Origin of the sequence: Arthrobacter crusticola (genome assembly GCF_004357995.1) — a bacterium.
GTDB lineage: Bacteria > Actinomycetota > Actinomycetes > Actinomycetales > Micrococcaceae > Arthrobacter_D > Arthrobacter_D crusticola.
Map to the genome: position 1 here is coordinate 580,574 of NZ_SMTK01000002.1, position 25,394 is coordinate 605,967.

17 protein-coding genes are annotated in these 25,394 nt (G+C 69.5%); 9 read left to right on the plus strand and 8 right to left on the minus strand.

The genetic code is table 11. The features are described from left to right. Positions 1–663: 663 nt before the first annotated feature. The 6 genes from E2F48_RS06625 (at position 664) to sufU (ending at position 9,937) form a co-directional block, all read left to right on the plus strand. Positions 664–1,272, plus strand: a complete 609-nt coding sequence (locus E2F48_RS06625) for a 50S ribosomal protein L25/general stress protein Ctc (RefSeq protein WP_133403186.1) — start codon at positions 664–666, stop codon at positions 1,270–1,272. A 14-nt stretch (positions 1,273–1,286) separates the two neighbouring features. After that, positions 1,287–1,874, plus strand: coding sequence for an aminoacyl-tRNA hydrolase (gene pth / locus E2F48_RS06630; protein WP_133403187.1), 588 nt, complete (start codon positions 1,287–1,289; stop codon positions 1,872–1,874). A 238-nt stretch (positions 1,875–2,112) separates the two neighbouring features. Then, positions 2,113–4,734: a LuxR C-terminal-related transcriptional regulator gene (locus E2F48_RS06635; RefSeq protein ID WP_133403188.1), complete on the plus strand. Its 2,622-nt coding sequence runs from the start codon at positions 2,113–2,115 to the stop codon at positions 4,732–4,734. A 17-nt stretch (positions 4,735–4,751) separates the two neighbouring features. Next, entirely contained in the window at positions 4,752–7,421 is a 2,670-nt protein-coding gene (locus tag E2F48_RS06640; protein WP_133403189.1) for a LuxR C-terminal-related transcriptional regulator, read from the plus strand. 745 nt (positions 7,422–8,166) lie between these two features. Further along, the gene (locus E2F48_RS06645) at positions 8,167–9,483 is read left to right on the plus strand and encodes a cysteine desulfurase (RefSeq protein ID WP_133403190.1); all 1,317 of its coding nucleotides are present in this window, start codon (positions 8,167–8,169) and stop codon (positions 9,481–9,483) included. 1 nt (position 9,484) lies between these two features. Continuing rightward, positions 9,485–9,937 (plus strand): Fe-S cluster assembly sulfur transfer protein SufU, encoded by a 453-nt coding sequence (gene sufU, locus E2F48_RS06650; protein WP_133403191.1) that lies wholly within the window; start codon positions 9,485–9,487, stop codon positions 9,935–9,937. Positions 9,938–9,967: 30 nt separating this feature from the next. On the opposite strand, the gene E2F48_RS06655 is transcribed toward sufU, so the two are convergent. The 4 genes from E2F48_RS06655 to E2F48_RS06670 all read right to left on the minus strand — a co-directional run bounded on the left by E2F48_RS06655 (position 9,968) and on the right by E2F48_RS06670 (position 13,942). Further along, positions 9,968–11,686 carry a sensor histidine kinase gene (locus tag E2F48_RS06655; RefSeq protein WP_165968707.1) on the minus strand — a complete coding sequence of 573 codons (1,719 nt, stop codon included), beginning with the start codon at positions 11,684–11,686 and terminating at the stop codon, positions 9,968–9,970. A 29-nt stretch (positions 11,687–11,715) separates the two neighbouring features. After that, positions 11,716–13,071, minus strand: a complete 1,356-nt coding sequence (gene nhaA, locus E2F48_RS06660) for a Na+/H+ antiporter NhaA (RefSeq protein WP_133403193.1) — start codon at positions 13,069–13,071, stop codon at positions 11,716–11,718. A 119-nt stretch (positions 13,072–13,190) separates the two neighbouring features. Continuing rightward, a complete protein-coding gene (locus tag E2F48_RS06665; protein ID WP_120166842.1) occupies positions 13,191–13,412 on the minus strand; it encodes an SCO4848 family membrane protein in 222 nt (73 codons plus the stop codon). A gap of 32 nt (positions 13,413–13,444) precedes the next feature. Next, positions 13,445–13,942, minus strand: coding sequence for a DUF2505 domain-containing protein (locus E2F48_RS06670; protein WP_133403194.1), 498 nt, complete (start codon positions 13,940–13,942; stop codon positions 13,445–13,447). Between the two features lie 286 nt (positions 13,943–14,228). On the opposite strand from E2F48_RS06670, the gene mfd reads away from it, so the two are divergent. Further along, positions 14,229–17,828: a transcription-repair coupling factor gene (gene mfd, locus E2F48_RS06675; RefSeq protein WP_133403195.1), complete on the plus strand. Its 3,600-nt coding sequence runs from the start codon at positions 14,229–14,231 to the stop codon at positions 17,826–17,828. 385 nt (positions 17,829–18,213) lie between these two features. Here the strand turns inward: mfd and E2F48_RS06680 are convergent, their stop codons facing one another. The 4 genes from E2F48_RS06680 to E2F48_RS06695 are packed head-to-tail and all read right to left on the minus strand — an operon-like array spanning position 18,214 to position 21,928. Next, on the minus strand, positions 18,214–18,573 hold the full coding sequence (locus E2F48_RS06680) for a hypothetical protein (protein ID WP_133403196.1): 360 nt from the start codon (positions 18,571–18,573) through the stop codon (positions 18,214–18,216). A gap of 43 nt (positions 18,574–18,616) precedes the next feature. Next, complete coding sequence (gene deoC / locus E2F48_RS06685; protein ID WP_133403197.1) at positions 18,617–19,297, minus strand: deoxyribose-phosphate aldolase; 681 nt, start codon at positions 19,295–19,297, stop codon at positions 18,617–18,619. 59 nt (positions 19,298–19,356) lie between these two features. Beyond that, positions 19,357–21,090, minus strand: a complete 1,734-nt coding sequence (locus E2F48_RS06690) for a phospho-sugar mutase (protein ID WP_133403198.1) — start codon at positions 21,088–21,090, stop codon at positions 19,357–19,359. Positions 21,091–21,127: 37 nt separating this feature from the next. Continuing rightward, complete coding sequence (locus E2F48_RS06695) at positions 21,128–21,928, minus strand: purine-nucleoside phosphorylase (protein ID WP_133403199.1); 801 nt, start codon at positions 21,926–21,928, stop codon at positions 21,128–21,130. 330 nt (positions 21,929–22,258) lie between these two features. On the opposite strand from E2F48_RS06695, the gene E2F48_RS06700 reads away from it, so the two are divergent. Both E2F48_RS06700 and E2F48_RS06705 read left to right on the plus strand, forming a co-directional pair. Further along, on the plus strand, positions 22,259–23,656 hold the full coding sequence (locus tag E2F48_RS06700) for an NAD(P)H-quinone dehydrogenase (RefSeq protein WP_133403200.1): 1,398 nt from the start codon (positions 22,259–22,261) through the stop codon (positions 23,654–23,656). Between the two features lie 170 nt (positions 23,657–23,826). Beyond that, positions 23,827–25,239, plus strand: coding sequence for an MFS transporter (locus E2F48_RS06705; protein ID WP_133403201.1), 1,413 nt, complete (start codon positions 23,827–23,829; stop codon positions 25,237–25,239). The last annotated feature ends 155 nt before the right edge of the window (positions 25,240–25,394 follow it).

Genomic DNA, 25,394 nt, shown 5'->3' on the forward strand with positions numbered 1-25,394 from the left:
CCCAGAAAAGGAGCCGGCTTCCCCGAACCGGGTCGGCGGTGTCGAAGTCTTCTTGAGACCAGGACTTCATCCCCAGCCGCCGCCGACCCTTAACCTCAGCAGGAGAACCTGCACGTGGCCGGGCTGGAACATCGACGTTCCGGCCCGGCTTTCGCGTGAGGGCTGAAGGATGGCACCGGGACCGGTAGACCCTGTCCGGTGGCTGCCTACGTCGGGCCAGGACAACTGATTCGTTGAAGGCAGCCCGGCCGCTCCGCCCGCTCATCAGCAGCACCGAATGGACACTGCCAGCGGTGAGTGTGGTGACCACCGGGGCACACAGAATCACGAGCGCACCAGAACCGGCCTTGTGCTCCGGTCCCGACAACCGCAGGACGGCGGGCGCGGAGGCCGCGAGGACCAGATGGGCCGACGTGCTGAACAGCACGAGCGGGCAGGGAGCCCACCGGGGGTGCTGTAAGATGGTCTGCGATGCCTAGGCGAGGGAGCGGCCCGAGAAATCGGGCGGACTCCGTGATCGACGGTGGCTAGCGACTTTCAGCGGCTGGTGCTTACACCAGCAGTGAGCGGTTTCTAGACGCGCTCCTCAACGTCCCGGCAACGTCCACAGGCTGGCCGCGCCACCGGCGCACCAGTTATCCAGCGTTCCACGAGGAGACCCCGATGTCAGAGCAGAAGCTCCCAGCAGAAGTACGCAGCGAATTCGGCAAGGGCGCGGCCCGCCAGGCCCGCCGCGCCAACAAGATCCCCGCAGTGATCTACGGGCACGGCGGGGATCCGCTCCACGTCCTGCTCCCCGCGAAGGCCACGACCCTCGCCGTGCGCACCCCCAACGCCCTGCTCACCCTCGAGGTCGACGGCACCGAGCACCTGGCCCTCGCCAAGGATATCCAGCGCAACCCGCTGAAGCAGATCATCGAGCACATCGACCTGCTGACGGTCCGCCGCGGCGAGAAGGTCGAAGTCGACGTCACCATCCACATCGAGGGCGAGGCCGCTCCCGAGGTCGTCGTCAACCTCGAAAGCAACACGGTGCTCGTCGAAGCCGAGGCCACCCACCTGCCCGAAAGCCTCACCGTCAACATCGAGGGCCGCCAGGTCGGCGAGCACATCCACGCTTCCGACATTCAGCTGCCCGCGGGCACCCGGCTCCTGATCGACGCCGACACGCTCATCGTCAACCTCGCCGCTCCGACGGTTCAGGACCTCGGTGAGACCGAGGCCCCCGCTGAGGAAGCCGGCGCAGCCGAGCCCGCTGCCGACAACAGCTAATCCTGCCGGCCTTCATGCCAACTGATGCATGGCTCGTAGCCGGGCTCGGAAACCCCGGGCCCGGCTACAGCGGTAACCGCCACAATGTGGGTTCGATGGTCCTTGACCTTCTGGCAGCACGCCTCAACGGGCGGTTCCGGTCAACCCGGACGCAGGCGGTGGCCCTCGAGGGACGGCTTGGACCCGGCGGCCCGCGCGTGGTCCTGATGAAGCCGCTGACGTATATGAACCTCTCCGGCGGACCCGTCTCCGCGCTGGCGAAATTCTACGGAATCCCCGCCGAGCGGGTTCTTGCGGTGCACGACGAGATCGACATCCCCTTTAATACGGTCCGGCTCAAGGGCGGCGGGGGCGAAGGCGGGCACAACGGCCTCCGGGACATCAGCAGGGCCCTGGGCACGAAGGACTACCTCCGGGTGCGGGTCGGTGTCGGGCGTCCTCCCGGTCGGCAGGACACGGCCGACTTCGTCCTCAAGGACTTCGGCACCGCGGAAAAGAAGGAACTGCCCTTCCTCCTCGAGGATGCAGCAGACGCCGTCGAGGCCGTAATCCGGACCGGACTCGTTGCCGCCCAGCAGAAATTCCACGCTCCTGCCGGTTGAGAGCCGTTCGCGCCGGCGCGGCTCCGCGCCCGTGCGGGGCGGGGCAGGTGGGACAGGTGCGAACACTACAGCATCAAACCTTGTTCGAGGCTTCGGTGGCTTTCTTTGCGCGGCGCGGTAGTGTGATGCTCCAAGACGATCGTTGTGGGGCGGACTCAATGGTGACTTGTGGTACCGGCCCCGGTTCCGGACCGGGGCTGCCGGTTGGGGCCGGGAAAAGTGTGCTGGGGCGCCGCACATGATGGGCCAGGACAGCAGCTGGCCCCTCGTGGGGCGTTCCGCGGAGATCGACTATGCCCGAAAGGCCCTCGTGCAGGCCTCGGGTGGTGGGGTGGTCCTCGTCGGACAGGCCGGGGTGGGAAAGACCCTCATTGCCCGCCGGGTCAGCAGCGACCTTGCCCGGGATTTCGAGGTGCTCTACCTGCGCGGCTCAGCAGCCATAGCGGACACCCCCTACGGCGTGCTCAGCATGGTCCTTGCCCAGCTTGACGAGGAAACCTCGGCCAATCCGCTCATGCTCCTGAGCTCGCTCCAAAGCCGCTTCCATCCCGCCACCGGGGGCGCCCGCACCCTGATGGTCCTCGACAATATCGAGGACTTCGACGATTTCTCGGCGATGGTCATCGCCCACCTCGTCCGCGTGGGATCGGTGCGCATCCTGGGCATCTGCGGGGACATGCAGCGTGCACCGCTCGAGCTTTTCAACCTGTGGAAGGACGACGTCGTGCACCGGCTCGACGTCGAACCCCTCGACCTTGAGAAGACGACCGAGCTGCTCACGGCCGCGCTGGGCAACCCCGTTTCCCGCTCGGTGGCCCTCGGGCTTTGGCAGGCAAGCGGCGGAAACCCCCGGTACCTTCAGGCGATCACCCTCGCCGACGTCGAATCAGGGCACCTCGCCCTGAGCGACGGAGTTTGGGTTTCAGGCGGCGGCGGGTCCCGCGCGGGCAAGCCCATGACCGAGTGCGTCACCGGCCAGCTCGAGCGGATCTCCGCGGACCAGCGTCCGCTGCTCGAGACCGTCGCCGTCGTCGGTGCGGTTCCCCTGGACCTGCTGCTCAAGGTGTTCCCGCCGGAGCCGGTCAATGCCCTGCAGGAGCAGGGCATCCTCTGGGCGGAACAGGGTGGTCCTCCTCTGGTGCGCCTTTCCGACGAGGGGCTGGCCGAGTCGCTGCGCTCCCAGCTTGTGTCCGTGCCGGGACGCGCTGCGCTTTCAACGCTCAATTCCATGCGCACGGACAGTTCGATGCCCCCGCCGAGCCGTGCGTCCCTGATCCGGTGGTGCCTTGACAACGGGATTTCGGTTGAGGCCCCGGCGCTGGTCGAGGCGGCGCGGGAGGCCAACCTGCGGTCCGAGCCGTCGGCGGCCCTGAGGTTCCTCGAAGCGGTTGCCGACGCCGAGCGCGGCCCAGCGACCGTTCTCGAGGCTGCACGCGCGCTGGCCCTGGAACGCCGGATCGATGCCGCCCTGGCTACCATCGACCCCCTGCTCGGTGACGGCGTTCCACCGGTCGGGCTGCGGCTGGAGGTGGAGCTGATGCTGACGAAGGCGGAGCTGACGATGCGCAGCCACCAGCGGCACAGCGAGACGGCCCCGCTGCTCGACGCGGCCGGTGCGCGGCTGTCCTCCGCCCCTGCGGAGGAGGTGCAGGACCTCCTCGAACAGCTTGAGGACTTCGCCGCGGAGCGTGAACTGTTCGAGGGCCGCTCGGCCGGGCTCACCGAGTCCCTCCCTGGACGGATCGAGGCGCGCTCGGCGCACGGCCGGCCCACCTCTCGACTCCAGGGACTGCTCGCCTCGGCCCTGGCCATGGCCGGCCGCCAGGAGGCCGCCGTGGAAACCGCCCGTTCCCTTGTCGCCCGGCTCGTCGGGGCGGAGCGGGACCCCCTGGAGATTGAGCGGGCCGGAACCCACCTCTTCACCGCACTGCTGGCTGCCGGGTACTGGAACGAGGCACTGGCGATGGCCGAGGCCCCCGAACGGGAGGCCGATGCAAGCATCTACGACGGCTCGGCTTCGGAGTTCACCGAAGGTTTGCTTCACGCCTTCGCCGGCCGCAGCCAGGACGCGCTGGACCGGCTCGTTCCGGCCATCAGCCAGCTGCGGGCCAGCGACAGCCACGGACTGCTGCCCCTCGCGGAGGCCGCCGGAGCCTACATCCTCGCGCTCCGGGGGGACCTGCCCGCGGCCCGGGAGCACCTGGGCGCCGTCGACCTGGACTCCGAACGCCATTCATGGCATTACCGGGACAGCGCCGAATACTTCTGTATCCTCGCCGGGGCTGCGCTGGGCGAGCCGGGACCAGCGCGCGAGAAGCTGCGGTCCCGGGCGGAGGCGAATGCCGCTGCCGGCAACAAGGGCCAGGAGCTCCTCTTCCTCTCCCAAGCGGTACAGCTTGGCTCCGATGACCTCGTGGAGCGGCTGTGTGCCGCCGCCGCCACCTCCGAGGGGCCCCTCGCCCGGGTCCTGGAGCTGCTGGGCAAGGGGATCGCCGCACGGAACTCCGAGGCCCTTCTCGACGCCGCCAGCGCCGCCCTCTATTCGGGGCACGATGGACTGGCGGCACACGCGGCGGAGCGCGCCCTCGAGTTCCTCGAGGACGGTGACGCGATGATCGGCATCTACGCCGACCAGATACTCCGCAGGGCCGCCGCGCCGGGCCGGAGGCCGCCGCGCAGCAGGACGCTCCTCAGCGAGAGGGAAAGGAAGATCGCACGGTTCGTGGCCCGAGGTGCATCGAATAAAGTCATTGCCGAGGCCGAACACGTCTCGGTGCGGACCGTCGAAGGACATGTCCACCAGATCCTGACGAAGCTGGGTCTCTCGAGCCGCAAGCAGCTTGCCCTGATTTTCAAGTAGACGGACAACCGATAGCCATGATGAGAATCCAGGAGGGCGTCTCCCTCGTCGGACGGACGAAGGTCATCGACGGGATTCTCACCGCGCTCCACGACCCGGCGGGATTCGGCGCCATGGTGGTGGGTGAACCCGGCGTCGGCAAGACCGCGCTCGCCCACGCGGTGGTGCAGCAGCTCGGAGGGGCGGCCGAGGTTTTCCCGATCACCGGCGGCTCGTCCCTGCGCCGTATCCCCTTCGGCGCCCTCTCCCCGTACCTCCAGGGCCTGTCGGTCGAGGAGGTCGGTTCGCCCGTGGCCATTCTGCGCAGCCTGATGAAACACCTCCCCGCGCCGAGGGGCAGGTCCTCGCTCCTCCCGCTCTTCGTCGTCGACGACGCGCACGAACTCGACGAGAGCACCTGCGCCCTGCTGGCTCAGCTCGTCAGTGCCCGGCGGGCCCGGCTGCTGATCCTGTCGAGGGCCGCACCCCACCCGCCCGCCGAGTTCCTCGCCCTGAGCCGCGACGGGCTCCTGGTGCGTTTCGATCTTGAACCGCTTGACGCCTCGGCGGTGGACGAACTGTGCCGGCAGGTACTCGGCGGCAATGTGTTGACAGGGACAAGCAACCTGCTCGCGGGCGCCACGGGCGGAAACCCTCTGTTCCTACTGACACTGCTGACGCAGGGCCGCGGGCAGGGATACCTCGTCGAACGCAACGGCGTGTGGCGCATGGTCGGCCAGCCCTCCGTCGACCTGCGCCTGGTGGACCTGATCCAAAGCCAGCTGCGCCAACGGAGCGCTCCCGACCTGGCGGCCCTTGAAGTCGTTGCCCTGGCCGAGCCCATCGCCCTGAATGCGCTATCCCGCTGCGCCGATCCGGACAGCGTCCGGAACCTTCAGGACGATCAGCTGATCACCGTCGGTCCCGCGCCCGAACGCGTCGTCTCCCTCAGCCACCCGCTCTACAGCGAGGTGCTCCGCACCTCCGTCCCCACCGCCCGCAGCATTGCCATCCGGCGTGCCGTCCTTGAGGTTCTCGATCCCCGGACCGAATCGCTTGAAGGATTCCTGCGCAGTGTCGCCTGGGGCCTCGACTGCGGCGTGCCCCCCGACGACCAGAGCCTGCTCCGGGCCGCCGTCGTCGCCAACCGGCTCAACGACCCCGGTTTCGCCCTGAGGGCGGCACGGGCCGTCTCGGCGCCCGGGCTCCGCGGCAGGGCGCTCGTCGAGATCGCCCGCGCCCAGATCGCGCGCGGCAACCTCGGCTATGCCCGGGAGCTCGTCGACGAAGCCCGCCTCCGGTGCACGAACCTGCTCGTCGCGAAGGAGGCAACCCTCCTATCCTTCGACATCCGGCTGCGCCTGGGGGAGTCACCGGAGGACCTGCGCAGGGACATCGACCAGTGGGATTCCCTCATCGAGGCCATCGAGTCGACGGGCAGGAGCCGGGCACTCCCCGACGCCGCGGCAACCTCCCACCTCGGAGCGCGGCTGCTCCGCTGCTATGTCCTGCTGCTCGAGGGGCAGCTCCACGGCCTCGAGAGGCCGCTGCGGGATGCGGTGGAGAGCAGGCATGGCAGTGCCGAAACGCGGACCGGAGCCCTGGCCCTGCTTGGGGAGCTGCTCGCCTCCACGGGGCGGCCGGTGTCGGGAGCGGCCTGCACCGCCGAGGCCCTGGCCCTGATCGACGCCGAGGACCACCAACTGCTGACTTATCGGGAGTTCGTTGCCTCCCGGCATATCCTGTCCCTCGTGCATGCAGGGGAGTGGAACTCCGCCCGCGCGGTCTTCGAGAACTACGCACGGCACTCCCCGCGGAATCACTCCTACTTCGCCGGCTGGTCCGATCTCTTCGAGGGTATCGCCGCCCTCAGGAGCGGGAGAACCGGCGCGGCCCGCGACCGGCTGTTGCTCGCCGTGGAGGGACTTCGGGAGTCCGACGTCACCCAGGTGCTCACCATGGCCACCGGGCTCGCCGCCTTCGCCTGCGCCGCGGCGTCGGACACCACGCGGGCCAAGACGCTCATCGACGAATACACGACGGTTCCCAAACGCGGGAGCAGGGAGATGCGGCTCACCGGACGGATCTACGCCCTTGCCGCCGGTGCGCTGTTCGGCGAGTCCCACAGGGTCGCGGCGGAACTGAGGCAGATCGCGGACGGCGCAGCGGCCGACGGCATGCTGGAAGTGGCCGCGACAGCGCTGGAACAGGCAGCGCGCCTCGGAGACTCAGGGGCCTTCGCGCCCCTTGCCGAGCTGACCGGGCATTTTGAAGGACGGGAGGGAGCGGTCCTGAACGCCTTCGCTGCGGCCGCGCGGGACCAGGACCCCGTGCGGCTGGCGGAGGCCGCTACAACGGCCGAGGAGGCCGGATACCTCCCCCTCGCCGGAGCCTGCCTCCGGCTCGCGGCCGAGCTGTGGACCTCGCAGGGCGCCGGTCAGAAAGCCCGAAACGCGCAGACCCGGCTGACGGCGGTGCTCTCCCGCACAGACCAGCCCGCGGCCGGGACGGCCGGCTCCGCCCCCGGCACCCGGCTGACCCGGCGGGAGCAGGACATCGTCTCCCTCGTCGCCGAAGGCTACTCCAACCGGGACATCGCCGAGCGCCAGAACGTGTCGGTGCGCACCGTCGAGGGGCACCTGTACCGGATCTTCGCGAAACTCGGAATCAACCGGCGCGAGGAACTCCAGCACAGCCAGGACCGGTGAGGGGGCCTCCTCCCGCACCTCCCCGACCCCTGGGTCCCGCCGCACCCACCCTGGCCCCGGGTGAGTGGATCGCTGCACCTGCAGGGTACTTGGGGCAGCTAGCGCACGTAGTCCACCACCGCCACCGGGTATCGCGGTGCAGCGCGCCCGGCAAAATAGCGTAACCCCTACTCGTGCGGCGGCATCAGCCTGTTCCTAGGCTCAATCCCAGAAGGACAGCAAGCTTGGGTGACACTCGAGGAACAGGGTCTCATGATGGGCGGACATGGCTGCTGCGGCTTCCACCGCACATTGAAGGCTGTGTCACCTCGGGTTCATCCTTTCGGACCGACGCTTTCAAACGGCGCTGCGGCGCGCCCGTCGGTCACCTGCACCTCCGGATCCGGGCCCGTCCCGGCGTCGGTGGGGCACCCTTAAGCGGAGCCGGCGGCGTCAGAACCTCCCGAGACCGAGGTTCGTCCCCAGTCGTCGTCGGCTCCCCACTTCGCCGCCCCCCGGCGGCCGGCCGCCGGGGGGCGGCGGCATGACAGGGGCGGGCCCCGTCTTGTCGCCGAAGGATCAGTACGCGGAGCGGTTCTCGCTGGTGGTACCGCCGACCGTCACACACCTGATCGGCCGGGGACGACGGATGGCTCTGAGGCCCCGCACCGCGGGCGGTGGGGGGCGTGCGAGAATTAGGATAGATCTGTGTGATCTAACTGGCCCATGCCGGGCCGGTGCCTGCCGTTCCTAAGGAGCATCCGCTTTGGCCGTGGTTTCCCCGTCCGTCACCCTGCTGCCCGCCGAGGCGTCGATCACGAACGCCGAAGCGCTGCGCATCCGTAATGACTTCCCGATCCTGGGCGCCGAGGTCAACGGCCGGCCCCTGGTCTACCTCGACTCTGGAGCCACCTCCCAGAACCCCCTCTCCGTGCTCGAGGCGGAACAGGAGTTCTACGAACAGCGCAATGCCGCGGTGCACCGCGGGGCGCACACCCTCGCCGTCGAGGCGACCGACGCCTACGAGGCGGCACGCGCCGCCGTCGCCGGTTTCATCAACGCGCGCCCCGACGAACTGGTGTGGACGTCCAACGCCACGGAGGCGATCAACCTGGTCGCCTACGCCATGTCCAACTCCTCCGTGGGCCGCGGGGGAGCGGAGGCCGAACGCTTCCGCGTGGGTCCGGGTGACACCATCGTCGTCACCGAGATGGAACACCACGCCAACCTCATCCCCTGGCAGGAACTGGCGGCCCGCACCGGTGCTGAACTCCGGTTCCTCCCCGTGGACGACGACGGCGCCCTCAGGCTCGAGGACGCCGCCGGCGTCATCACTCCGGCGACGAAGATCGTCGCCTTCACGCACGCCTCGAACGTGCTCGGCACCATCAACCCCGTGGCGGACCTCGTGAGGCTGGCCCGGGAGGTCGGTGCGCTGACCCTGCTCGACGCGTGCCAGTCGGTACCCCACCTTCCCGTCGACGTGAAGGCACTCGACGTGGATTTCCTGGTGCTCTCCGGGCACAAGATGCTCGGCCCCACCGGCATCGGAGCCCTTTACGGCCGCTCGGAGCTCCTCAATGCGATGCCGCCCTTCCTCACCGGGGGCTCGATGATCACCACCGTGACGATGGAGCGGGCGGAGTACCTCCCGGCCCCGAACCGCTTCGAGGCCGGAACCCAGCGCATCTCGCAGGCGATCGCCCTCGGCGCCGCTGCGAACTACCTCTCCGAGACCGGCATGCACCGCATCGAGGCGTGGGAAAGCGAGCTCGGGGCGCGCCTGGTGGAGGGACTGTCGGCCATTGAGGGGATCCGGGTGCTCGGACCGCGGGCCGGCCTGCCGCGGATCGGCCTGGCTGCGTTCGACGTCGCAGGGGTCCACGCCCACGACGTCGGACAGTTCCTTGATGAGCAGGGCATCGCCGTCCGGGTGGGCCACCACTGCGCGCAGCCCCTGCACCGGCGCCTGGGGCTGACGGCCACCACCCGCGCCAGCACCTACCTTTACAACACCACGGACGAGGTTGACTTCTTCCTGGAGGCCGTCGGCGGCGTCCGTCCCTTCTTTGGAGCGCGCTGACATGGCAACCAACCTCGAACAGCTCTACCAGCAGATCATCCTCGACCACGCCCGCGAGCGCCACGGCTCGGGACTGCTGGAGAAGACCGGCCCGGGGTCGGTCGGGGAATCCCACCAGCTCAACCCCGTGTGCGGGGACGAGATCACCCTGCGGACCGTCGTCGACGGCGGCACGGTGGCCTCCCTTAGCTGGGACGGCGCCGGATGTGCCATCTCCATGGCCTCAGCGTCTGTGCTCACCGACCTGATGGAGGGGCTCGAACGGGATGAGGCGGTGCGGCTCATCGACGCCTTCCGCGAGGTGATGCGCTCGCGCGGAACGATCCCGGCCGATGAGGAGGTACTCGGCGATGCCGCGGCCTTCTCAGGGGTCTCCCGCTATCCGGCCCGGGTGAAGTGCGCGATGCTCGCATGGGTCGCCCTCGAGGAATCGCTCCTGGCGGCCAACAGCTAGCACCCCGGCGCCCGAGCCGGGGCCCGCCGCTCAACTGGGCTGCGGCAGGGTCATGGTGAAGGTGCTGCCCTGGCCGGGCTCGCTGACCGCGCTGATTGTGCCGCCGTGTTCGGTGACGATGCTCTTAGTGATCAGCAGGCCGAGGCCCACACCCTGCACGGTTGAGACGCGCACGGCGGGGGACCGGAAGAACCGGTCGAACACCTGGCTGAGCTCTTCGGCCTCGATGCCGATGCCGGTGTCCTCAACCCCAAGCCGGAGCAGTCCATCGGTAAGGTCCGCGCCGACGGTGATGGTGCCGCCCCGGCGGTTGTACTTCACGGCGTTCGACACAAGGTTGTCGAGCGCCTGGCCCAGCCGGACGGGGTCGGCAACAGCGGGCAGGGCGGCAGGGGCGGTGTTGATCAGCCGGACCCCCGCGGCGTCGGCCGCCGGCTGGGCGGAGGCGATGCACGCGCCGATCAGCTCGCCGACATCGCACTGCACCGGCCTCACCCGGAAGGTGCCCGCGTTGATGGCGAGGAGGTCATCCACCAGGGCCTCCAGCTGCAGCGCATTGCGCCGCGCCACCGAGAGGTAGCGCACCACATCGGGCTCAAGGGAGTCCCTGCGGTCGAGGATCAGGTCAAGGAAGCCAAGGACCGAGGTCAGGGGGGTGCGGAATTCATGGGAGACGTTCGAGAGGAAGTCATCCTTGGCATGCAGCGCCCTCAGCAGCGAGGTGATGTCGGTGAAGGATACAACCGTGCCGACGAACGTGCCGTCGTCGTCGGTCATGGCGCGCGCCGACACCGAGACCGCCTGCTGCGCGCGGCCGCTGCCCAGCCAGATCTGGACGTCATCAAAGCTCTCGCCCTGCACCGCACGCCGCACCGGGCGCTCCTCGGCCGGGATCGGGGTTTCCCGGTCGGGGCCGAAGATCAGCAACTGCCGTTCGTTGGGGTCGTCATTTCCGGGCGGGGCGGCCAGCCCGTGAGAGATCCGCTGGCGGGCGTTCATCAGGACATCGTGCCCGTCGCGGTCCACCACCACCAGGCCGACCCCCACGGTGTCGAGGATCGTGGCCAGCAGCCGTTCGCGTTCGACCCCCTCCGCCGCCGCCCTGCGCAGCGCGGCCTGGGAGCGGCTGACCGCCTCCTGCTGGGCGCGGCGCTCGGTGGTGAGGATCGAAATAAACGCCGCAAGTCCCGTCAGCACCACCGGCAGCAGGAACGGCCCGAGGAACTCGGCCGGGCCGGGCCTGGCATCGCCAAACAGCAGTGGTCCCCAGACGATGCACAGGGATCCGCCGGCGGTCAGGGCCGCCGCTGCGGCCGTCGGAATGCGGGAGGCGGCGATCCAGGCGGCAGGGAAGGCGGCGAGCACCCCCACTCCGGAGAGGTGGTCACCGGCACCGGCGCGCAGCAGCCCCACTGCGGCGAAATCCAGCAGCGGAACCGCGAGCGCCGCCGAGGCGGGCAGGCGCTGCCACGGGACAACGAAGCACAACAGGAGCAGGCCCGCCTCGAGGAGGATCCCGGCGGGGAAGAGGGGATCGGCGAAAAGGGAATCCGGGTCGAGCAGCCACAGGACCGCCACGACAAGCACGACGACGATCGACAGCGCGCCCTGGCTGAGCACGACCTTTCGCCGCCGGTCACCGCGGCGCAGCAGCGGGACCTCGGATCCGCGCGGTCCGCCCGCCGCCCGGCCCGCCGAGCCCGTGCCCGCCGCCGTCCGTGCCGTTTCCGCAGCCGTGTCCGTTGCCATGCCTGCCCCCATAAGTTTCTCCATTGACGTTACCGGTCCCGGTCCTCAAACACGTCGGGGATTCCGTCCCGGTCCAGGTCGAGCCTTTCCTCGTCCTCGATGGCCCGGTAGTACCGATTGCGCAGCCGCAGCACTACCGCGGCCAGCAGCGCCGACGCGAGTGACGCCGAGAGGATCCCCACCTTCGCATGGTCATTGGACGCGCTGCCGGCGTCGAAGCTGAGGTCGTTCACCAGCAGGGAGACGGTGAAGCCCACCCCGGCGAGGATCCCGACGCCGAGGACGTCCCACCAGCTGAGCCCGGGATCGAGGCTCGCCCTCGTGGTCTTCGTGACACACCAGGTGGTGAGCAGGATTCCGGCGGGCTTACCCAGCACCAGGGCCGCGAGGATGCCGAGAGTCACCGGGTCGCCGAGCGCGGAGACGAACCCCTCGGCGCCGCCGACCGCAACACCCGCCGAGAAGAAGGCGAACAGGGGGATCGCCACGCCGGTGGACAGCGGCCGGAACCGGTGTTCGAAGATCTCGGCCAGGCCCGGCCTGCCCGTCGGAGGAGGTTCCGCCGAGCCCTGCGTCCGGCGGTGCAGCACCGGCACCAGGAAGCCCAGCAGGACGCCGGCCACCGTGGCATGGACGCCGGAGGCATGCATCAGGACCCACGCGGCGATGCCCAGGGGCAGCAGGATCAGCCAGGCCGCCGGGAGGTTCCGGCCGAAGAACTTCGGGTTGCGCTGGGCCAGGAAGCCGAAGAGGCCGAGCGGCAGCAGCATCCACAGCAGGTATTCGGGGTGCACATCGGTCGAGTAGAAGAACGCGATGATGGCGATCGCGATGAGGTCGTCCACCACGGCGAGGGTGAGCAGGAAGATCCGCAGGGCACCCGGCAGGTGGGAACTGATCACCGCCAGCACGGCAAGGGCGAACGCGATGTCCGTCGCCGTTGGGATCGCCCAGCCGCGCAAAGTCTCCGGGGAGGAGAGGTTGACTGCCGTGTAGATCAGCGCCGGGACGACGACGCCGCCGGCGGCCGCCGCCACCGGGACGATGGCCCTGCTCGGCCGGCGCAGGTCCCCGGCGACGAACTCCCGTTTCAGCTCGAGGCCGGTGAGGAAGAAGAAGACGGCGAGGAGCCCGTCGGCGGCCCACTCACCGACCGTGAGCCGCAGGTGCCATGGCTCGTAGCCGAACTCGAAGTCGCGCAGCGCGAAGTAACTTCCGGCGGCGGGCGAGTTGGCCCAGACCAGGGCGGCGACGGTGACCACGAGCAGGATGATCCCGCCGACGGTCTCCTTGCGGAGGATCTCGTGGATGCGCAGCCACTCGGGATAGCTTGAGCGCTGCAGCACCCGGTTCGCCGCAGTGCTTCCGCCGTGTTCGCTGCTCATGTGCTGCTCCTCTGGCGTTGACGCTGCCGGGATGCGGTTCTCCGCTGTCCCCGATGGTCGTCGAAGGCTGGAAGGTGGAGGCCGGCCCGGACCGGGCCGGCGCGACGGCACCGGCAGGCTCAGCCGGCCAGCGCCCGGACCCCGATGATCGCGGTGGCCAGGCCGAGGATCATCGAGGTGGAAATGAGCATGAAGTGAACCGTCAGGAAGCGCGTCGGCGCTCCCTTCTCGTCCCGGGCGCGCGGATCCTTGAGGATGCGGCGAAGGAACGGCGGCCAGACGATGAGGGTCCAGACCCCGGCGAGGATCAGGACGAGGGCAAGTGGTGCAGGCAGGGACACGGGGAAGTCTTTCGGGATGGGGGTGCGGAGAGTTAGTGGGTTTCCAGCCAGCGCTGGGCCTCGGCGGCCTGGATGTTCAGCGCCTTGCCGATCATGGGTTCGGCTGCGCCTGCGATCTTGCCACCGAGGAAGGGGATCGACGAACTGACGGCGCCCTGCAGGTCGACGCGGGTCTTCTCTCCGTCGGCGACCAGGCGCTGGACGGCGGTGACGCTCAGCGGAACACCTGCCACGGCCATCTCGACCCGCGCCTCGCGGGAACCGTCGGCCGCCGGAGCGGCCCAGCGCTCGGTCTGGGTGACCGTCAGCGTCTCTCCGACGAATTTCCGGGCCATGTCCGGCAGCCGCGTCGTGGGCATGGTCCGCACGGCGGTGAGGGTGAAGGGGCCGGTGATCTCCCCGTCGACGGTGAGCGATTCGAGCGCTCCACCGACGTGGCGGCTCATGTGCTGAAGGAATCCTTCGTCGGTGAACACGCGGGTTACGGCCGCGGCGTCATAGGGCAGAGTGGTCGAGGCGTTCAGTGCCATAGTTCCTCCGGGGTTGTAGGACGGGGGTTGGAAGCCGTTTGTGCCATCCTACGTGCCCGCGGTTGGTCGAACCTGTTCCGGGAAGCGCCGGGACCGGCCAAGGAAGCCGGTAAACTGGGGTACTGTTCCCGGGATCCGCAGCGGATTCCGGCCTTTTGTGCTGTCCTGCGGCTCCAACCGGCCGCAGCCGCCGCCGGATTTCGAGCGGCGGCCGGCGGCACTCGAGGACGTCCAGCGCCGGACGATCACCATCCAACGCGTCACCGATGTGAGGAACCAGATACCCATGAGCCTCAATGGACTGCGGGCCGCTCTGGCCGAGGACCCGTCCTACGCGCGGGTGCGGGCAAACGCCGCGCGCCCGGTGGGCCAGCGCAGCACCGACCTGCAGATCGGCGCCCCGGCCGGAATGCGCGCGGCCCTGCTTGCCGAAATGGTCGACGGCCTGCGCCGGGACGACGACGCCGGATCCGGTTCGGCCGTGCCGGTGGTCCTCGCGGTCACCGCCACCGGCAGGGAAACCGAGGACCTCGCGGCCGCGCTGCGCAGCTACCTTCCGGCGGCCGACGTCGAGGAGTTCCCCAGCTGGGAGACCCTCCCGCACGAACGCCTCTCCCCCCGCTCCGACACCGTGGGGCGCCGGCTCTCCGTCCTGCGCCGCCTCGCCCACCCCGAAGGCTCCCCGGTGCGCGTCATCGCGGCGCCGATCCGCGCCGTCGTGCAGCCGCTCGTGGCGGGCCTGGGTGAGCTGCAGCCGGTCTCGGTCAAGGTCGGCGACGAGGTGGCCTTCACCGAGGTGGTGAAGTCCCTGGCCGACGCTGCCTACGCGCGGGTCGACATGGTCGCCCACCGCGGGGAGTTCGCGGTGCGCGGCGGCATCATCGACGTGTTCCCGCCCACCGAGGACCACCCGGTGCGCGTCGAGTTCTTCGGCGACGAGATCGACTCGATGCGATGGTTCGCCGTGGCCGACCAGCGCTCCCTGAACTCCGACGAGCACCCCACGGTGCTGTACGCGCCGCCGTGCCGGGAAATCCTCATCACCCCCTCGGTGATGTCCCGTGCGGCGAAGCTGCTGCCCGAACTGCCCGCCGCGGCCGGCATGCTCGAGAAGATCGCCGGCGGGATCGCCGTTGAGGGCATGGAGTCGCTCGCTCCGGTGCTCGTGGACGCCATGGTGCCCTTCCTCGGTGAGCTTCCGGCCGGCTCGATCGCCGTCGTGATCGAACCCGAGAAGGTCCGCGCCCGCGCCCACGACCTGGCCGCGACCAACGAGGAGTTCCTCGCCGCGGCCTGGTCCACGGCCTCCGACGGCGGCGCCGCACCACTCGACCTCAGCGGCGGGCTCGGCACCGACCTGCAGGCCGCAAGCTTCCGCTCCCTCACCGACACACGCGCCACGGCGCTGGGCTCCGACGTCGCCTGGTGGGGCATCACCTCCCTCGGCGCCGGGGAGGACGTCCTCGCGGACGTCGACAGCTTCGCCCTTCACGCCCGCGAACCGCGCGGTTACCAGGGCGACGTCTCGGAGATGATGGACTTTCTCGGCGGGCGGGTGCGCGACTCCTGGCGCGTCGTCGTCGCCACCGAGGGCCCCGGCCCGGCCAAGCGCCTCGCCGAACTGTTCTCCGACTCGAACATCCCGGCCCGGCGGGTCGACTCCCTGGAATCCGAACCGCAGCCGGGCATCATCGAGATCACCACGGCGCGGGCGGGGCGCGGGTTCGTCTTGGACGGCCTGAAGCTGGGGCTGCTCACCGAGGCGGACCTGCTGGGGCGCACCAGCGCCCAGGGCACCCGCGACATGCGCAAAATGCCCTCGCGCCGGCGCAACGCCGTCGACCCCCTGCAGCTCAAAGAGGGCGACTTCGTGGTGCACGAGCAGCATGGCGTGGCGCGCTTCGTCGAACTGATGCAGCGCTCCACCGGCGCCGGGCCCACCCGGACCACCCGGGAGTACCTCGTCCTGGAGTACGCCCCCTCCAAGCGCGGCGCCCCGGGCGACCGGCTCTTCGTGCCGACCGACCAGCTCGACCAGGTGACGCGCTATGTCGGCGGGGACACCCCGGCGCTGAGCAAGATGGGCGGCTCGGACTGGGCCAAGACCAAGAATTCCGCCCGGAAGGCCGTCAAGGAGATCGCCGGGGAGCTGATCCGGCTGTACTCGGCGCGGATGGCCTCGCGCGGGCACTCCTTCGCCCCCGACACGCCCTGGCAGCGCGAGCTCGAGGAGGCCTTCCCCTACGTGGAGACCCCCGACCAGCTCACCACGATCAACGAGGTCAAGGCCGACATGGAGCGCGAGGTCCCGATGGACCGCCTCGTCTCCGGCGACGTCGGTTACGGCAAGACCGAGATCGCCGTCCGCGCAGCCTTCAAGGCCGTCCAGGACGGCAAGCAGGTCGCCGTGCTGGTGCCGACGACGCTGCTGGTGCAGCAGCACTTCGAGACCTTCTCGGAGCGCTTCTCCGGCTTCCCCGTCACGGTGCGGCCGATGTCCCGGTTCCAGAGCGCCAAGGAGACCCGGGAGACCACTGAGGGGCTTGCCACCGGCGCCGTCGACGTCGTGATCGGCACGCACCGGCTGCTTTCCAAGGAGGTCGCGTTTCGGGACCTCGGGCTGGTGATCGTCGACGAGGAGCAGCGCTTCGGCGTCGAGCACAAGGAGGCGCTGAAGAAGATGCGCACCAATGTCGACGTGCTCGCCATGAGCGCCACCCCGATCCCGCGGACCCTCGAGATGTCGCTGACGGGCATCCGGGAGACCTCCACGCTGGCCACCCCGCCGGAGGAGCGGCACCCGGTGCTCACCTACGTCGGGCCGTACACGGACAAGCAGGCCTCCGCGGCGATCCGGCGTGAGCTCATGCGCGAGGGCCAGGTGTTCTTCGTCCACAACCGGGTCTCCTCCATCGACCGCACCGCCGCGCAGCTGCGCGAACTGGTGCCCGAGGCACGGGTCGCCGTGGCGCACGGGCAGATGAGCGAGTCGCGCCTCGAGCAGATCATCGTCGACTTCTGGGAGAAGCGCTTCGACGTGCTCGTGTGCACCACGATCATCGAGACCGGCCTCGACATCTCCAACGCCAACACCCTGATCGTGGACCGCGCCGACAACTACGGGCTCTCGCAGCTGCATCAGCTGCGCGGGCGCGTCGGCCGGGGCCGGGAACGGGCCTACGCCTACTTCCTGTACCCGACAGAGAAGCCGCTGGGCGAGGTGGCCCTCGAACGACTCAAGGCCGTGGCCTCCCACAACGAGCTCGGCGCCGGCATGCAGCTGGCCCTGAAGGACCTCGAAATCCGCGGGGCTGGCAACATGCTCGGCGGGGAGCAGTCCGGCCACATCCAGGGCGTCGGCTTCGACCTGTACATCCGGCTGGTCGGCGAGGCGGTGGCGAGCTTCAGGGGCGAGGCCGAGGAGAAGGCCGCCGAAATGAAGATCGAACTGCCGGTCAACGCGCATCTGCCGCACGACTACGTGCCGGGGGAGCGGCTGCGCCTGGAGGCGTACCGCAAGCTGGCGGGCGCCACGACGAACGAGGCGATCGACGGCGTCGTCGAGGAGCTCACGGACCGCTACGGGGAGCTGCCGCCGCCAGTGGCGAACCTCATCGCCGTCGCCCGTTTCCGGGTCTCGGCCCGGGCCGCCGGACTGACCGACGTCGCGCTGCAGGGTAATTTCATCAAGTTCGCGCCCGCCGAGCTGCCGGAGTCGAAGCAGATGCGCCTGAACCGCATGTACCCGGGTGCCTCGGTCAAGCCGGCGCTGAACGCTGTGCTCGTGCCCAAGCCGAAGACCGCCCGGATCGGCGGACGGGACCTCGTCGACGCCGAGATCCTCGAGTGGGCCCAGAACGTCGTCGACGCGGTGTTCGCTCCCTAGGGGAGCGCACTCCGGGGCGACCCGCGCGCCTCGAAGCGACCGGTGCGGCCCCTAGAGACCAGCGGACCACAAAACGACGAATGGGCCCGGGAAGTGCGGTGTGTTCGTCGTTCTCGGGTGCGTCGGTCGCGAAGTGGCGCGGGGAAGCTCGACGGATCGTGCCGGGGTACGACGGGCGCACCCCCGAACGACAAGCGCGCCCGGAAGCGACAGGCGCACCACAACGCGACGAATGTGCCTTCGTTATACGGTCCGTTCGTCGCTTTCGGGTCCGCTGGCCGCGACGCCCCGCGCACGCGCGTCCCGGACGCAGCAGAGGCCGCCCCGAAACGGGGCGGCCTCTGAGAATACGGCGCGTGACCGGAGGCCCGGCCAGGGGCGGACCTTAGGAGTCGACGGCCGCCGAGCGCTTCTTGGCCTTGGTGCGGTTGCCGGCGGCGAGGTCGGCGCCGGTGTCCGAGCGGCCCAGGATGCCCTGGGGGATGAAAAACGCAAGGAACGCCAGGCCGATGCACACGGCGAAGGGCCACGCGTTTTCGCCGTTCGAGAAGCTGATGGCCCACAGGCCGAGGAGGAACAGCACGAACATGATGGTGAAGACCAGGATGTTCTCGCCGAGGTGGCCGACGCCGGCGTGGGCCGGCTGCTTGGACTCGGGGCGGCCTGCGCGGTCGCTGTCCGCCTGCTCGCGCTGCGCCTGCTGACGGTCGGACGGGACGCTGCCCGGATCTACTGAATGTGACATTAGTACTCCTTCGAGAGGGAAATCGTGCTGGTCGCGCTGTCCGTCAGTACCCTGAGGCGCCCTGTTCACCCTTAAGGATAGCGACTCCGGAGCTGGCGCCGATCCGGGTTGCGCCGGCGTCGATCATGGCGCGGGCGTCGGCCAGGGTGCGCACTCCGCCGGAGGCCTTCACACCGATGTCCGGGCCAACGGTGCGGCGCATCAGGGCGATGTCCTCGACGGTGGCGCCGGCGCCGTTGAACCCGGTGGAGGTCTTCACGAAGTCGGCCCCGGCCTCGACTGAGGCCCTGCAGGCGAGGACCTTCTGGTCGTCGTTCAGCTGCGAGGTTTCGATAATGACCTTCAGGATCGCCCCGCCCTCGTGGACGGCCTCGGCCACGGCGCGGATATCCAGCACCAGCGCCTCGTAGTTCCCGGCGCGGGCCGCGGCGAGGTCGATGACCATGTCGACCTCGTCGGCGCCGTCGGCCACGGCGCCCCGGGCCTCGAAGACCTTCACCTCGGTGGGGGTGGCGCCGAAGGGGAAGCCGACGACGGAGCAGGTCAGCACGCCGCTGTCCTTGAGCGCGGTGTGGACGGTGCTGACCCAGATCGGGTTCACGCAGACCGACTTGAAGGAGTGCTCGACGGCCTCGGCGCAGACCGCGAGGATCTGCTCACGGCTGGCTTCGGGCTTCAGGAGGGTGTGGTCGATATAGGAGGCAAGGGAGACGTCGCTAGGCATAGGGCTATCTTTTCACGAGATGGGGAACGGGCGGCACGGCGTGAACCGGGAGGGTGGGTTCAGAGCCCGAGGGCGGCGCCGACGTCGGCCCGGACGGCCTCGAGGCGGGCGCGGGCCGTGGCTTTCGCGTCGGGGAGCCCCTCGGCGGAGGCGACCGGCTCGATCACCTCCAGGTAGCACTTGAGCTTGGGCTCGGTGCCGCTGGGGCGGATGATCACCCGGGTCGAATCGTCGGTGAGGTAGAGCAGGCCGTCGGTCGGCGGCAGGTTTTCCGAGCCCTGGGAGAGGTCGACGGCGGTGGCCACCGGTGATCCGGCGAACGCCTGCGGCGCGTTCGCGCGCAGCCGGGCCATCATCTCGCCCAGCAGCGGGAGGCTGGCGACCCGGACGGACAACTGGTCCGCGGCGTGCAGGCCGTGGGCAAGGAAGGCGTCGTCGAGCAGGTCGAACAGCGTGCGGCCCGCGGCCTTGGTGGCCGCGGCGAGCTCGGCGAGCAGGAGCCCGGCAGAGATGCCGTCCTTGTCGCGGACCGTCGCGGGAGCCACGCAGTAGCCGAGGGCCTCCTCGTAGCCGTAGCTGAGGCCGGGCACCCGGGCGATCCACTTGAAGCCGGTGAGGGTCTGCACGTGGGAAATGCCCGCCGCGGCCGCCACCCGGCCCAGCAGGCGCGAGGAGACGATCGAGTTGGCGAACACCGCGCCGCCCGTCGAGCCCCCGGCCGTGGCGCGGACGGCGAGATGGGCGCCGAGAAGGGTTCCCACCTCATCGCCGCGAAGCATCCGCCAGGCGCCGGTCGCGGGGTCCTTGGCGGCCAGCGCGACGCGGTCGGCGTCGGGGTCGTTGGCGATCACCAGGTCCGCGTCGGCCTCCTGCGCCGTCGCGAGGGCGAGGTCAAGGGCTCCCGGCTCCTCCGGGTTGGGGAAGGCGACGGTGGGGAAATCGGGGTCCGGTTCCGCCTGGCGCTCCACCATCGTCACGTTCTCGAAGCCGGCCGCATGCAGCACCTCCCGCGCGGTGCGTCCGCCCACTCCATGCATCGGGGTGAGGACAATGTTGAGGTCCCGGGCCGTGAACGCGGGGTCGGCGAGGGCCGCCACGGCGGTGACGTAGTCCTTTTCGATGCTTTCCGGCAGGACGGTCCATCCGTCCGCGGCCAGCGGGACCGAATCGATGCTGCCGACCGCCGCGATGTGCGCGGCGATCCCGGCGTCGTGGGGCGCCACGATCTGCACCCCGCGGGCCTCAGGGGCGACTGCCCGGCCGCCGAGGTAGACCTTGTACCCGTTGTCCTGCGGTGGGTTGTGGCTGGCCGTCACCATGATGCCCACCTCGCACTCGAGGGCACGGACGGCGTAGGCGAGGACCGGGGTGGGAAGCTCCGAAGGCATCAGGAAGGTTTCAAGGCCCGCTGCGGTGAAGATTGCGGCGGTTTCCTCGGCGAAGATCCGCGAGTTGTGGCGGGCGTCGTAGCCGATGACGGCGCGCGGCACATAGGCACCGCTGGCCTCGGCGGAGGCCAGGTCGAGGGCGTGCGCCGCGACGCCGGCGGCGGCGCGCCGGACCACGACCCGGTTCATGCGGTTCGGTCCGGCGCCGAGTGCGGCGCGCAGCCCGGCGGTGCCGAACAGCAGCGGCCCGGAGAACCGGTCGCCCAGCTCCGCCCCGGCCGCGGCGTCGCCCCGCCGTACGGCGTCGACGAGGGCCTCAAGTTCGGCGGCGGTCTGCGGATCCGGGTCGGCCTGGGCCCAGGCGGAGGCCGAGGCCAGAAGGAGCTGCTGTTCGGGGGATGTCATGGGGAGAACCTGCCTGGGTGGGTCGGGGCGTGGGTGCTTAGAGCTTGGCGACGATGTCGGCAAGCAGGCGGGAGATGCGCGGTCCGGCCGCCTGCCCTGCCTCAAGGACTTCGGCGTGGCTCAGCGGGACCGGGCTGATGCCGGCGGCGAGGTTGGTCACCAGGGACAGCCCGAACACCTCCATGCCGGCGTGGCGGGCGGCGATCGCCTCGAGCGCGGTGGACATGCCCACGAGGTCAGCGCCGATCCGCTTGGCGTACTGCACTTCGGCGGGGGTTTCGTAGTGAGGACCGGTGAACTGGGCGTAGACGCCCGAGTCGAGGGTCGGGTCGACCTCGAGGGCGATCTTCCGGATGCGCGCCGAGTACAGGTCGGTGAGGTCGACGAAGGTCGCCCCCTCAAGGGGGGACGTGGCGGTGAGGTTGATGTGGTCGCTGATGAGCACCGGGGTGCCCGGCGTCCACCGCTCCTGCAGCCCGCCGCAGCCGTTGGTCAGCACCAGGGTCTTGGCGCCGGTGGCCGCCGCGGTGCGGACTCCGTGGACGACGGCGCGGACGCCCTTGCCCTCGTAGAAGTGGGTGCGTGCGCCGAGGACCAGGGCGCGCTTCCCTGTCGGGGTCAGCACCGATCGAATCGTGCCCACGTGTCCGACGACGGCGGGCGCCGAAAATCCGGGGATGTCGGAGGCGTCGACGGAGGCCGTCGTCTCGCCGATCAGGCCGGCGGCACCGCCCCACCCGGAGCCCAGGACGAGGGCGGTGTCGTGCCGCTCCACCCCGGTCTTTTCGGCGATGTAGTCGGCGGCACTGCGGGCAAGGTCAAAAGGATCATTCGTCACCGCACAAACCTACCGCGTGGACTGGGGCCGTTCCACCGGGCCGCCCACCGCGGGGCGGGCACCGCGGTGGGCGGCCCGGTACCGGGGGCGATGGAGGCGCCACGGGACCGGAAGGCGTCCTGCGCACCCGAAAGCGACGAATGGACCCGCTTTATCCGGTCCGCTTGTCGTTTTCGGGGCCGGGCGTCGTTCGGGGTGCGCTCCCCGTTCGACGGCGTGGCGGACGCCGGCTGGCACAGCGGTGCCGAGTGGAGATCCTGGAGCCCGCGCGCCGCCGCGGTGCGCCAAATCGTTTGGGCCGCCGCCCGGCATGGGGGAGAATAAGGTGCTGTGACCAATCAACTTGATTTCAGCTCCCTGCGCATTGCCATCCTCGGCGGCGGCCCGGGCGGATACGAGGCGGCAATGGTCGCTTCCTCCCTCGGCGCCAACGTCACGATTGTCGAACGGCAGGGGCTGGGCGGCTCGGCGGTGCTGACCGATGTGGTCCCCTCCAAGACTCTTATCGCCACCGCGGACACCATGACCCGCTTCACCGACGCCCACAGCCTCGGCGTCAACTTCACCGACACCTCCGTCGTGGCCGACCTGCACAAGGTCAACCAGCGCCTGCTGAAGCTCGCGGTCGAGCAGTCGGCCGACATCCGGGCCACCCTCGAGCGCAATGGCGTGCAGATCATCATCGGCACGGGCAGGCTCCTGGACAACCACCGCATCGAGGTCGTGTCCGAGGGGGAGACCTCGGTGATCGAGGCCGACGCCCTGCTGATCGCCGTCGGATCCCACCCCCGCGAGCTCTCCACCGCCGTGCCGGACGGGGAGCGGATCTTCAACTGGACCCAGGTCTACAACCTCACCGAGGTCCCCGAGCACCTGATCGTGGTGGGCTCCGGCGTCACCGGCGCAGAGTTCGCCTCCGCCTACAACGGCCTGGGCGCCAAGGTCACGCTCATCTCCAGCCGCGACCAGGTGCTCCCCGGCGAGGACGCCGACGCCGCCGCCGTCCTGGAGGACGTCTTCCTTAACCGGGGCATGACCGTCCTCTCGAAGACCCGCGCCGACAAGGTCAAGCGCACCTCGACCGGCGTTGAGGTCCACCTCTCCGACGGCAAGGTGATCGAGGGAAGCCACTGCCTCATGGCCGTGGGCGCGGTCCCGAACACCGCCGACATCGGCCTTGAAGAGGCCGGGGTGGCCCTCACCGAGTCGGGCCACATCGTCGTGGACGGGGTCTCGCGCACGACGGCGCCCAACGTATACGCCGCGGGTGACTGCACCGGGGTGTTCGCCCTCGCCTCGGTGGCCGCCATGCAGGGCCGGATCGCCATCGCGCACCTGCTGGGGGACACCGTTACCCCGCTCAAGCTCAAGCAGGTTGCCTCAAACATCTTCACCACGCCGGAGATCGCCACCGTCGGTGTCACCGAGGCCGACATCGCCTCGGGCAAGTACCAGGGCGACGTCATCAAGCTGTCCCTCCACACCAACGCCCGGGCGAAGATGATGAACGTCAAGGACGGCTTCGTGAAGGTCATCTCCCGTGCCGGCTCGGGCACGGTGATCGGCGGGGTCGTCGTCGGTCCGCGCGCCTCCGAACTGATTTTCCCGCTGGCGATCGCCGTGACCAAGAAACTCCACGTCGACGACGTCGCCAACACCTTCACCGTGTATCCCTCGCTGACCGGATCGATCTCCGAGGCGGCCCGCCGGCTCCACGTGCGGCTGTAACGGCGGCCGGGGAGGCCTGCGGCCCACCCCGGCTGTCCAACAAATGGACATCTTTATCCACTCTGTGGAAGGGGGTGATGCAATATTCGGATCACACCGAATGGATCCGGCCGCAGGGGAGGCAGTTCCGCTCCTCCTGGGCCCGCAGCCCCGCCAGAGAAAGCCGAACCATGTCCTCTTCAACACCCGCTGCACTGGGCGGTGCCACCAAGCCGCTGAACCCGCGCGGCCGCGTCATCTTCGCCAGCCTCATCGGCACCACCATCGAGTTCTACGACTTCTATATCTACGCCACGGCCTCCGTGCTGGTGTTCCCGGCCCTGTTCTTCCCCAACGCCACCCCGGCAAACCAGCTCCTGAGCTCGTTCGCCGTCTTCGGCGTCGCCTTCGTCGCCCGCCCGCTCGGCTCGATCATCTTCGGCCACTACGGCGACAAGATCGGCCGTAAGGCCACCCTGGTGGCATCCCTGCTCACCATGGGTATCGCCACCTTCCTGATCGGGCTGCTCCCGACGGCGGAAAACGCCGGCTGGATCATCCTCGCCCCGCTGCTGCTCGTCGTGCTGCGCTTCTTCCAGGGCCTCGCACTGGGCGGCGAGTGGAGCGGTGCGGCCCTGCTGGCCACCGAGAACGCCCCCAAGGGCAAGCGCGCCGTCTTCGGCACCTTCCCGCAGCTGGGCGCCCCGATCGGCTTCATCCTCGCGAACATCCTCTTCGTCGTGCTCAACACCACCCTGACCGACGAGCAGTTCCTGAGCTGGGGCTGGCGTGTTCCGTTCCTGCTCAGCGCCGTCCTGGTGATCGTCGGGCTGTACGTGCGCCTGAAGCTCATCGAGAGCCTGTCTTTCCAGAAGGTCAAGGACGAGGGCAAGGTCGTCAAGCTCCCCCTCGGCGAGGTCTTCCGCCGGCACTGGCGCCCGCTGGTGCTGGGCACCTTCATCATGTTCGCCACGTATGTGCTGTTCTACCTGATGACCTCCTTCACCCTGACCTACGGCACCAGCCCGGCCACCGTCGAGCAGGCACGGGCCGGAGCCGAGGCAGCGGGCAAGGAGTTCACTGCGGAGCAGGCCGCCGGCTTCGTGCCGGGACTCGGAATTGCCCGCGGCGACTTCCTGTGGATGCTGATCCTCGGCGTCGTGTTCTTCGGGATCTTCACCCTGGTCTCGGGTCCGCTCGCCGAACGGTTCGGACGCCGCAGGATGCTCCTGGCGGTGACAGCGGGCATCGCCGTCTTCGGCTTCACCTGGGTTCCGTTGTTCGGTGCGGGCAGCACCGGTGCCATGGCGCTGCTGATCATCGGGTTCATCCTCATGGGCCTGACCTTCGGTCCGATGGCCGCCGTCCTGCCTGAACTCTTTCCGGCGAACGTGCGCTACACCGGGTCCGCCGTGGCCTACAACCTCTCAAGCGTGATCGGTGCGGCGCCGGCCTCCTTCGTGGCCATTGCGCTGTGGAAGGTCGCCGACGGAAGCACCTTCCTGGTGGGGCTCTACCTCAGCATTGCGGCGGTCCTGACCTTCGTCGCACTGTGGATCTCCCGCGAGACCCGCGACCGTGATTACGAAAACCACACCGCCTGATTCCTATCCGCCCAAACGACGCCGGCGCGGTTCCCCTTGGGGGCCGCGCCGGCGTCGTTTAATCCTCGGCGGGCCGATTTTCGGGTGGTATCAGCGTTCCGGCAGGTGCCGCGAGGGTCTCGGGTTGCCCGTACAATCAACTAAACGAAGCGTAC

What these genes read in the sequence shown, in the direction of transcription:
- E2F48_RS06680 (WP_133403196.1), bottom strand. Translation starts at nt 18,573, where the DNA reads ATGTCACATTCAGTAGATCCGGGCAGCGTCCCGTCCGACCGTCAGCAG.
- E2F48_RS06635 (WP_133403188.1), top strand. Translation starts at nt 2,113, where the DNA reads ATGATGGGCCAGGACAGCAGCTGGCCCCTCGTGGGGCGTTCCGCGGAG.
- E2F48_RS06690 (WP_133403198.1), bottom strand. Translation starts at nt 21,090, where the DNA reads ATGACATCCCCCGAACAGCAGCTCCTTCTGGCCTCGGCCTCCGCCTGG.
- mfd (WP_133403195.1), top strand. Translation starts at nt 14,229, where the DNA reads ATGAGCCTCAATGGACTGCGGGCCGCTCTGGCCGAGGACCCGTCCTAC.
- E2F48_RS06670 (WP_133403194.1), bottom strand. Translation starts at nt 13,942, where the DNA reads ATGGCACTGAACGCCTCGACCACTCTGCCCTATGACGCCGCGGCCGTA.
- deoC (WP_133403197.1), bottom strand. Translation starts at nt 19,297, where the DNA reads ATGCCTAGCGACGTCTCCCTTGCCTCCTATATCGACCACACCCTCCTG.
- nhaA (WP_133403193.1), bottom strand. Translation starts at nt 13,071, where the DNA reads ATGAGCAGCGAACACGGCGGAAGCACTGCGGCGAACCGGGTGCTGCAG.
- sufU (WP_133403191.1), top strand. Translation starts at nt 9,485, where the DNA reads ATGGCAACCAACCTCGAACAGCTCTACCAGCAGATCATCCTCGACCAC.
- E2F48_RS06640 (WP_133403189.1), top strand. Translation starts at nt 4,752, where the DNA reads ATGATGAGAATCCAGGAGGGCGTCTCCCTCGTCGGACGGACGAAGGTC.
- E2F48_RS06625 (WP_133403186.1), top strand. Translation starts at nt 664, where the DNA reads ATGTCAGAGCAGAAGCTCCCAGCAGAAGTACGCAGCGAATTCGGCAAG.
- E2F48_RS06655 (WP_165968707.1), bottom strand. Translation starts at nt 11,686, where the DNA reads ATGGCAACGGACACGGCTGCGGAAACGGCACGGACGGCGGCGGGCACG.
- E2F48_RS06705 (WP_133403201.1), top strand. Translation starts at nt 23,827, where the DNA reads ATGTCCTCTTCAACACCCGCTGCACTGGGCGGTGCCACCAAGCCGCTG.
- pth (WP_133403187.1), top strand. Translation starts at nt 1,287, where the DNA reads ATGCCAACTGATGCATGGCTCGTAGCCGGGCTCGGAAACCCCGGGCCC.